We start from the raw sequence: 8,910 nt of genomic DNA, 5'->3' as shown, positions 1-8,910 counted from the left end.
GAACGAGCCCCACCCCACCCTCCGGCGGTAGGCTGACGTGGCCCAATCCGCACCACCCCACACACCTCAGCTCGTTCGAAGGGACACCCACCACATGCCGCTCGAAGCCGGCCTCCTGGAGATCCTCGCCTGCCCGGCCTGTCACGCGCCGCTGGACGACCGCACCGAGGCCGACACCCCCGAACTGATCTGCACCGGTACGGACTGCGGCCTGGCCTACCCGGTCCGCGACGACATCCCCGTACTCCTCGTCGACGAGGCCCGCCGCCCCGCCTAGAGACATCCGGCTCCGCAGCCCCGCGCAACGATCGGAGACCCACCCCGCCATGCTCGACGAGTCCTTGCTCGACGCGCCGGACGCGCTGGCCCGCGCCGACCACCGTGGGCTTCTCTTCGGCGCCGCAGAGGCCGGGGCACGCGTACGTACCGCCGCCCGGCACGCCGCCGAGGCGGGCATAGAACAGCTCAACCCGGAGGGCCGCCCCCGCGCCGTCCTGTTCGCGGGCTCCGGCACCGCCGCCCTCGGCGTCGCCGACCTGCTCGGCGCGCTCGCCGGTGCCTCCGCGCCCGTCACCCTGCTGCGCCCCACCGGCGTGGCGCCCGCCGCAGGCGCCCTGCGCTGGGCGCTCCCCGGCTGGGCCGGCTCCGTCGACCTGCTCCTGATCGCGACCACCGACGGCGGCGAACCCGGCCTCGCCCTCCTCGCCGAGCAGGCGTACCGCCGCGGCTGCACCGTCGTCGCCGTCGCCCCACGTCAGTCCCCGCTCAGCGAGGCCGTCGACGGCACACACGGCCTCGCCGTGCCCATGGCGCCCACACCGCAGGAGCAGTACGAGGAGATCCAGGCCGCGAGCCCGGGTGCGCTCTGGGCACTGTTCACCCCCCTCCTCTCGCTTCTCGACCGCGTCGGACTGCTCACCGCCTCGGCCGCGACGCTTCAACTCGTCGCCGACCGGCTCGACAGCACGGCGGAACGCTGCGGCCCGGCCATCGCGACATACAGCAACCCGGCCAAGACCCTCGCCGCCGAACTCGCCGACAACCTCCCGCTGATCTGGACGGAAGGCCCGGCCGCCGCCCCCGCCGGGCGCCGCTTCGCCGCCGTACTGGCCGAGTTGGCAGGCCGCCCCGCGCTCGCCGCCGAGCTGCCCGGTGCCCTGCCCGCGCACGGCCTCCTCCTGGGCGGCGACTTCGCCGGCGGCGCTGCCGACCCCGACGACTTCTTCCGCGACCGCGTCGAGGAGCCCCAGGCGCTGCGCGCCCGTGTTGTGCTGCTCCGCGACCGACCCATCGGGGGACTGACCGCGGCCCCGGCCGCCCGCGAACTCGCCATCAGCCACGAGACGGCCATCAGCGAACTGGAGCCGCAGGAGGGCAGCGAACTCGAAGCCCTCGCGGAACTCGTCGCCATCACCGACTTCACGGCCGTCTACCTGGCCCTGGCCTCGGGCAACCGCGAATGACCCCGTCCGGCTCCGGCCTCCCCGACCGACCCCCGCACTGAACACGCCTCACCCTCGCCGGACTTCACCCTCCCCATCGCTCTGCCCCGTTGCTCACGCCCTTGCTCAGGTTCGTTCCTCACCCCTCTTCCTCACCCCCGTTCCTTCATGTACCTCCGCACGTCGCCCGTACGTCCCGCAACAAGGAAGCACCCATGGACCGCCTCTCCAACACCGTGCGCCCCTACGCCTGGGGCTCCACGACCGCCATCCCGGAGCTGCTCGGCACCGCCCCCACCGGCGAGCCCCAGGCCGAGATGTGGATGGGTGCCCACCCGGGGGCCCCGTCCCGTATCAACCGCACCACCACCCCCCTCGAACACCCGCTCTCCGACCTCATCGCAGCAGCCCCCGAGGCGGAACTGGGCGCCCCCACCGTCAAGAAATTCGGTCCACGCCTCCCCTTCCTCCTCAAACTCCTCGCCGCAGGCGCACCTCTCTCCCTCCAGGTCCACCCCAACCTCGCCCAGGCGAAGGAGGGTTACGAAGCGGAGCAGCACCAGGGCGTCCCCATCGACGCGCCGCACCGCAACTACAAGGACGCCAACCACAAGCCCGAACTGATCTGCGCCCTCACCCCCTTCGACGGCCTCTGCGGCTTCCGTGCCCCCGCCGAGACCGCGGAACTCCTCGCCCGGCTGGACGTCGACTCGCTCAAGCCGTACGTGGACCTCCTGCACGCGCACCCCGAGGAAGCCGCGCTGCGCGAGGTCCTCACCGCCGTGCTCACCGCAGACCCCGACGAGATGTCCCACACCGTTCATTCCTCCGCCGAAGCCGCCGCACGCCTCGGCGGCGAGTACTCGCCATACGTGTCGATCGCGCACCACTACCCCGGCGACCCGGGCGTCATCGCGGCGATGCTGCTCAACCACGTACAACTCCAGCCCGGCGAAGCTCTCTTCCTCGGCGCCGGCGTCCCGCACGCGTATCTGAACGGCCTGGGCGTCGAGATCATGGCCAACTCGGACAACGTCCTGCGCTGCGGCCTCACGCCCAAACACGTCGACGTGCCGGAACTGCTCCGCGTCGTGCGCTTCGAGGCGACCGAACCCGCCGTACTCCGCCCCGAGGCGTCACCGTCCGGCGAGGAGCTGTACGACACCCCGATCGACGAGTTCCGGCTCTCCCGCTACACCCTGGCGCCCGGTGCGGCGCCCCGCCAACTCACCGCAGGCACCCCCCAGATCCTCCTCTGCACGGAGGGCACACCGCGCGCCAACGACATCGACCTGACTCCCGGCGGTTCGGTCTTCGTCCCGGCGGGCGAAAAGACCGAACTGACCGGTACCGGCACGGTCTTCCGGGCCACCGTCATCGCCTGAACCACCGCTTCGCGTACGGTCCGCTTCGGCGGCTGCAACAATGTCCCGCCGTACCGCGGCGCCAGGGCCGCAGACCGAAGAAGGGATCCACCGCACCCATGAGCGCGTCAGGCGGAACCAAGGCGATCGTGGCGGCGCTCGCCGCCAACCTCGCGATCGCAGTAGCCAAGTTCGTGGCATTCCTCTTCAGCGGTTCGTCGTCGATGCTCGCCGAGAGCGTGCACTCGCTCGCCGACTCCGGCAACCAGGGGCTGCTGCTCCTCGGTGGCAAGAAGGCGAAGCGAGAGGCGACCCCGGAGCACCCCTTCGGCTACGGCCGTGAGCGTTACATCTACGCGTTCCTCGTCTCCATCGTGCTCTTCTCCGTCGGTGGCATGTTCGCCATCTACGAGGGCTACGAGAAGATCAAGCACCCGCACGAGATCGAGGCCTGGTACTGGCCGGTCGGTGTCCTCGTGTTCGCGATCATCGTCGAGTCGATCTCGTTCCGTACGGCCATCGTCGAGTCCAACGCCACGCGCGGCAAGCGTTCGTGGAAGGAGTTCATCCGGCACTCCAAGGCCCCTGAGCTGCCGGTCGTCCTCCTTGAGGACCTGGGTGCGCTGGTCGGTCTGGTCCTCGCGCTCGTAGGCGTGAGCCTGGCGCTCGCCACGGGCGACGGCGTGTGGGACGGCATCGGCACACTCTGCATCGGCGTCCTGCTGATCGTGATCGCGATGGTCCTGGCGGCCGAGACGAAGTCCCTGCTGCTCGGCGAGTCCGCCGGTCTGGAGGACGTGGAGAAGATCAAGGCCGCGATGGTCGACGGCGACGTCGTCACGGGCATCATCCACATGCGCACCCTCCACCTCGGCCCCGAGGAACTGCTGGTGGCGGCCAAGATCGCGGTCGAGCACGACGACACGGCGGCCGAGCTCGCGCACGCGATCAACGCGGCCGAGACGCGGATCCGCGAGGCGGTCCCGATCGCCCGTGTGATCTACCTGGAGCCCGACATCTACAGCGCGGCGGCAGCGGCGACGGGCACCAACCCCGCCAAGTCGCCCGGCGTCACCGAGGACGAGCCGGCTCCTGGGGCGACTTCCGGGACGGCACCCGAGCCGACCCCCGAGCCGACCCCTGAGGCGGACAAGGACCACTGACCAGCTGCTCGCATCCGTAAGGAGGCCCCGGCGCATCTCGCGCCGGGGCCTCCTTGCCCACCGGAGACGGGTTCCGGACCCCGGTGGACTGTGGGGCGCTGGGCCGATCGGTGTAGATTCGTCAGCAGAGCCAGACGTCGCTGCTGATGGCGGTCGGGCGGTCTGCGGCGCGGACCGGCCGAGGGAGAGAGGGCCTCCGACGGACTGCGTTGCGTACGTCCGGGCATTCGTATGCCCGCCCGCCGCAGAGTCAGCCGTACCCACCCTCGACCCCTTCACGAGGAGCAGCTCGCTATGACCACTGTCGCCAACCGACAGGACTTCAAGGTCGCCGATCTCTCGCTTGCCGAGTTCGGCCGCAAGGAGATCACCCTCGCCGAGCACGAGATGCCCGGCCTGATGTCGATCCGCAGGGAGTACGCCGAGGCGCAGCCCCTCGCCGGCTCGCGCATCACCGGCTCCCTGCACATGACCGTGCAGACCGCCGTTCTCATCGAGACGCTGGTCGCGCTCGGCGCCGACGTCCGCTGGGCGTCCTGCAACATCTTCTCCACCCAGGACCACGCCGCCGCCGCGGTGGCCGTCGGCCCCAAGGGCACTCCGGACGACCCGCAGGGCATCCCGGTCTTCGCCTGGAAGGGTGAGACGCTCGAAGAGTACTGGTGGTGCACGGAGCAGGCCCTGACCTGGCCCAACGCCTCCACCGCCGGCCCGAACATGATCCTTGACGACGGTGGCGACGCCACCCTGCTCGTCCACAAGGGCGTCGAGTTCGAGAAGGCCGGCGCGGCCCCGGACCCGGCCACGGCGGACACCGAGGAGTACGGCTACATCCTCCGTCTCCTCAACCGCACCCTCACCGAGAACCCGCAGAAGTGGACCCTCCTGGCGTCCGAGATCCGCGGCGTCACCGAAGAGACCACGACCGGTGTCCACCGTCTCTACGAGATGCACCGCGAGGGCACCCTCCTCTTCCCCGCGATCAACGTGAACGACGCCGTCACCAAGTCGAAGTTCGACAACAAGTACGGCTGCCGCCACTCCCTGATCGACGGCATCAACCGCGCCACCGACGTGCTGATCGGCGGCAAGGTCGCCGTCGTCTTCGGTTACGGCGACGTGGGCAAGGGCTGCGCGGAATCCCTGCGCGGCCAGGGCGCCCGCGTGATCATCACCGAGATCGACCCGATCTGCGCGCTCCAGGCGGCGATGGACGGCTACCAGGTCGCCACGCTGGACGACGTCGTCGGCATCGCCGACATCTTCGTCACCACGACGGGCAACAAGGACATCATCATGGCCGCGGACATGGCCAAGATGAAGCACCAGGCGATCGTCGGGAACATCGGCCACTTCGACAACGAGATCGACATGGCCGGCCTCGCGAAGACCCCGGGCATCGTCAAGGACGAGGTCAAGCCGCAGGTCCACACCTGGACGTTCCCCGACGGCAAGACGCTGATCGTGCTGTCCGAGGGCCGTCTGCTGAACCTCGGCAACGCGACCGGTCACCCCTCCTTCGTGATGTCGAACTCGTTCGCGGACCAGACGCTGGCCCAGATCGAGCTCTTCACCAAGCCGGAGGAGTACCCGACCAACGTCTACGTGCTGCCCAAGCACCTCGACGAGAAGGTCGCGCGCCTCCACCTCGACGCGCTCGGCGTGCGGCTCACGACGCTCCGCCCCGAGCAGGCCGCGTACATCGGCGTGAAGGTCGAAGGCCCGTACAAGCCCGACCAGTACCGCTACTGACCCACAGCGACCCGCCGCTGACACCAGCGGTACGGGCAGGCCCCCACACCCCCGTGTTGGGGGCCTGCCCCGCTCTCCGACCCCTGGCACCGTCGGCTTCCGGTCCAGGTGGTCCGTGTGTACGCGGGCGGTACTCCGTGCGGTCTCACGGCACGCTCCCGAGGACACCGAAGGACTCCCGCACATGCCCCGTGGCCGCTACTCACTCCACGATCCGCACGACCACACCCCTCTGGGCGAAGAACACTTCCACTGCGCGCCGGGCCCCTCCGGCTGGCGCTACGTCTCCCAGATCACCGCACCCTCCGGCGACCACGCCGGCTCCGTCGACCTCACCCTCGACGAACTCGGCCGCCCCATCAGGCTCGAACTGCACGCCGCGAGCTGGCGGGTCCGCGCCGCCGCGCTCGAAGGCGTCACCTGGGTCCGCACCGACCCCACCGGCACCGAGGCCACCGAAGGCAATGTCCGCGCCCACGCCTTCACAGGCTCGTCCCCCGCGTTTCTCGTCGCGATCACCCGCCTTCTCCGTCTCACTCCCGCTTCCCCCGCCACCCGAGTCCGTCTGGTCGCCTTCACGGACCCGGTCCTCGCCCCCCGCACTCTCGACCAGTCCTGGGCGCTACTGAGAAGTGAAGCGCATGCCACTGACAATGGCCCCCTGACTGTGGACGAGTACCAGGTCAGCGCCCTGGACACCGGTGAACAGCACAGCGTCCACATCAGCGGCGACGTGGTCGTCGCGGCGCCGGGCATCGAGCTCGAAGACCTCGAAACCCCACCGTCGACCCTGCCCTGACACCGCCTAGGCGGGCGGCGCGAACTTGGAAGCCGGGGGAGCGGCCGTACCCGGCCCCGGAGTTGGCGGCCGCGCCACGTCCCGCGGCTCTCCCTCAGGCTGCGAGACCACAGGCCGACGCACCCGAGGGGGCCGCACCGTCGGCTCCTGGGCAGGGCCGGCAGCGGCAGCCGCCGAGCCGAACGCCCGCCGTGAGTCCCGCGCCTGACGTTCGTTCACCACAGCCGCCAGATACGCCGCCGGCGGTACGCCGTGCGGCAGCGGTACGCCCGTACGCGCCGCCAGATCGTCGGCCAGCCGCTGCGACATCGACCAGCCGACGCCGGCGTCGAGCTGCCCCATCCGAGTCAGGTACTGCCGTATGGCCAGCCACAGATCATCGGGCACCGAGGACAGATCCAGCTCGGAGAAGCGTCCGACGAGCCACGGCGGCGGAGGCGGTACGGCAGGGGCCCGGTCGGCCGGTACTCGCTCACGTACGACCAGCGTCCCCGCGAACAGGTCCCCCACCCGGCGCCCACGCGCCGACATGAGCGAGGCGATGGACGCGATGACGCCGAAGGACATCAGCAGTTCCACCACACCGATCGCCCCGCGCACCAGCGCGTGACGGAAACGAATGGGCCCGCCGTCGTCACGTACCACCCGCAGTCCGCAGGCCAGTTTCCCCAACGAGCGCCCATGGCTGAGGGTTTCCACCGCGATCGGCACGCCCACGGGTATCAGCAGGAAGCTCGCGACCGCCAGCGCCGCCACCGCGGCCGTGTCCAGCGAATCCGTCGCGATGGTCAGGACGATCGACACCACGATGTACGCGGCCCACACCACGACCAGATCGATGACGACGGCCAACGCCCGGCTCGGCAACTTCGCGGGCCGCAGCCCCAATACGACCGCGTCGCCCGTCACAAGCTCATCCACCGATGCCCACCCTTCGCCGACCTTCTCCGCCCCCGGACCGCTCAGTCTGCCAAGCTGGCCCGCAACGTGCCGCAGTAGTACGGACCGTACGCACCCAGTGCCTGGAGCAGCAGCCGACCATGGATCTCGACGTCTTCGTGACGGCCCACCGACCCGAGTGGGACCGCCTGGACTTTCTGCTGCGCCGTGGACGGCACCTCACCGGTGCCGAGGCGGACGAACTCGTAGCCCTCTACCAACGCACAGCCACCCATCTCTCCCTGATCCAGTCCAGCGCCCCGGACCCCATGCTCATCGCGCGTCTGACGCAGCTGGTCGCGCGAGCCCGCTCGGTCGTCACCGGTACCCGTCGCGCCGGCTGGCGCGACGCCGCCCGCTTCCTTACGGCCGGCTTCCCCGCCGCCATGTACCGCGCCCGCCACTGGTGGGTACCGACCGCGCTGCTCTCGGTGCTCGTCGCCGCGATCATCGGCTGGTGGATAGCCGCGCACCCCGAGGTCCAGTCGGCGATAGCGGCCCCCGAGGACCTCCGACAGATGACCCGCCCCGGTGGCGAGTACGAGACCTACTACTCAAGTCACCCGGCGGCGTCCTTCGCGGCCCAGGTATGGACGAACAACGCCCAAGCCGCCGCCATGTGCCTCGTGCTCGGCGCTTTCCTGTGCTTCCCGGTGATCTGGATCCTCTTCCTCAACATGCTCAACCTCGGCGTCGGCATCGGCCTGATGTCGTCCGCCGGCCGGCTGGACACGTTCCTCGGCCTGGTCCTGCCCCACGGCCTGCTCGAACTGACGGCTGTGTTCGTCGCCGCGGGTACGGGCCTCCGCCTCGGCTGGACCCTGATCGACCCCGGCCCGTACACCCGTCGCACCGCACTCGCCCAACAGGGCCGAGCCGCCGTGGGCATGGCCATCGGCCTGGCTCTCATCCTTTTCGTGTCGGGCCTGATCGAGGGCTTCGTGACCCCCTCCGGCCTGCCGACATGGGCACGCATAGCAATCGGGGTCTTCTCCGAACTGGCCTTCCTGGCCTACGTGTACGTGCTCGGCGGCCGAGCGGCCCGCGCGGGCGACACGGGCGACGTGGAGAGCGCCGACCAGAGTGCCCAACTGCCCACGGCAGCCTGATGTGCGTCGTGGGTCGCTGACCTGTTATTCTCCTCTCCGCTCCACAAAAACCCTGCCGACCGTTGACAGGGTCTGTGTGGAGAGGTAGATTTGAACGGTTGCCTCGAAGCTGGACACGATCGAGAGCTAACGTTAACGTCTACTCAGGCTCTGGGCGGGAATCGAATTTCCGCCGGGCTTTCCGATACATCATCCGGATCACAGCGGTCGATTTAGTTCGGCCCAGATGTTTCTGATAATGTCGGTCTCGCCGAAAGGGAAACGCGAAAGCGGATATCTGGAAGCGTTCCCGCTGACTGGGAATCAGGCGCCGAAAGGTTCTGATAGAGTCGGAAACGCAGG

General features: G+C 69.7%; 8 protein-coding genes. 7 read left to right on the top strand and 1 reads right to left on the bottom strand.

Features of this window, described 5'->3' with window-relative positions:
* Positions 1–94: 94 nt before the first annotated feature.
* The 6 genes from P3L51_RS33275 (at position 95) to P3L51_RS33250 (ending at position 6,520) form a co-directional block, all read left to right on the top strand.
* Positions 95–277, top strand: a complete 183-nt coding sequence (locus P3L51_RS33275) for a Trm112 family protein (RefSeq protein ID WP_354609079.1) — start codon at positions 95–97, stop codon at positions 275–277.
* Between the two features lie 49 nt (positions 278–326).
* Positions 327–1,463, top strand: a complete 1,137-nt coding sequence (locus P3L51_RS33270) for an SIS domain-containing protein (protein WP_354609078.1) — start codon at positions 327–329, stop codon at positions 1,461–1,463.
* Positions 1,464–1,657: 194 nt separating this feature from the next.
* Positions 1,658–2,827, top strand: a complete 1,170-nt coding sequence (gene manA, locus P3L51_RS33265) for a mannose-6-phosphate isomerase, class I (RefSeq protein ID WP_354609077.1) — start codon at positions 1,658–1,660, stop codon at positions 2,825–2,827.
* 98 nt (positions 2,828–2,925) lie between these two features.
* Entirely contained in the window at positions 2,926–3,969 is a 1,044-nt protein-coding gene (locus P3L51_RS33260) for a cation diffusion facilitator family transporter (protein ID WP_354609076.1), read from the top strand.
* A gap of 294 nt (positions 3,970–4,263) precedes the next feature.
* Complete coding sequence (gene ahcY / locus P3L51_RS33255; RefSeq protein ID WP_354609075.1) at positions 4,264–5,721, top strand: adenosylhomocysteinase; 1,458 nt, start codon at positions 4,264–4,266, stop codon at positions 5,719–5,721.
* A gap of 184 nt (positions 5,722–5,905) precedes the next feature.
* Entirely contained in the window at positions 5,906–6,520 is a 615-nt protein-coding gene (locus tag P3L51_RS33250; RefSeq protein WP_354609074.1) for a hypothetical protein, read from the top strand.
* Between the two features lie 6 nt (positions 6,521–6,526).
* Here the strand turns inward: P3L51_RS33250 and P3L51_RS33245 are convergent, their stop codons facing one another.
* Complete coding sequence (locus tag P3L51_RS33245; protein WP_354609073.1) at positions 6,527–7,441, bottom strand: RDD family protein; 915 nt, start codon at positions 7,439–7,441, stop codon at positions 6,527–6,529.
* 119 nt (positions 7,442–7,560) lie between these two features.
* Here P3L51_RS33245 and P3L51_RS33240 point away from each other — a divergent pair, with 119 nt between their 5' ends.
* A complete protein-coding gene (locus P3L51_RS33240) occupies positions 7,561–8,568 on the top strand; it encodes a stage II sporulation protein M (protein ID WP_354609072.1) in 1,008 nt (335 codons plus the stop codon).
* Positions 8,569–8,910 lie beyond the last annotated feature (342 nt).

The organism is Streptomyces panacea (assembly GCF_040560175.1).
Taxonomy (GTDB): domain Bacteria; phylum Actinomycetota; class Actinomycetes; order Streptomycetales; family Streptomycetaceae; genus Streptomyces; species Streptomyces panacea.
This window is presented reverse-complemented; position numbering and strand designations above follow the sequence as displayed.

Bases quoted from the DNA above. Each gene is read 5' to 3' on its own strand.
- P3L51_RS33240 (WP_354609072.1), top strand. From the start codon at position 7,561: ATGGATCTCGACGTCTTCGTGACGGCCCACCGACCCGAGTGGGACCGC.
- P3L51_RS33250 (WP_354609074.1), top strand. From the start codon at position 5,906: ATGCCCCGTGGCCGCTACTCACTCCACGATCCGCACGACCACACCCCT.
- P3L51_RS33270 (WP_354609078.1), top strand. From the start codon at position 327: ATGCTCGACGAGTCCTTGCTCGACGCGCCGGACGCGCTGGCCCGCGCC.
- manA (WP_354609077.1), top strand. From the start codon at position 1,658: ATGGACCGCCTCTCCAACACCGTGCGCCCCTACGCCTGGGGCTCCACG.
- P3L51_RS33260 (WP_354609076.1), top strand. From the start codon at position 2,926: ATGAGCGCGTCAGGCGGAACCAAGGCGATCGTGGCGGCGCTCGCCGCC.
- P3L51_RS33275 (WP_354609079.1), top strand. From the start codon at position 95: ATGCCGCTCGAAGCCGGCCTCCTGGAGATCCTCGCCTGCCCGGCCTGT.
- ahcY (WP_354609075.1), top strand. From the start codon at position 4,264: ATGACCACTGTCGCCAACCGACAGGACTTCAAGGTCGCCGATCTCTCG.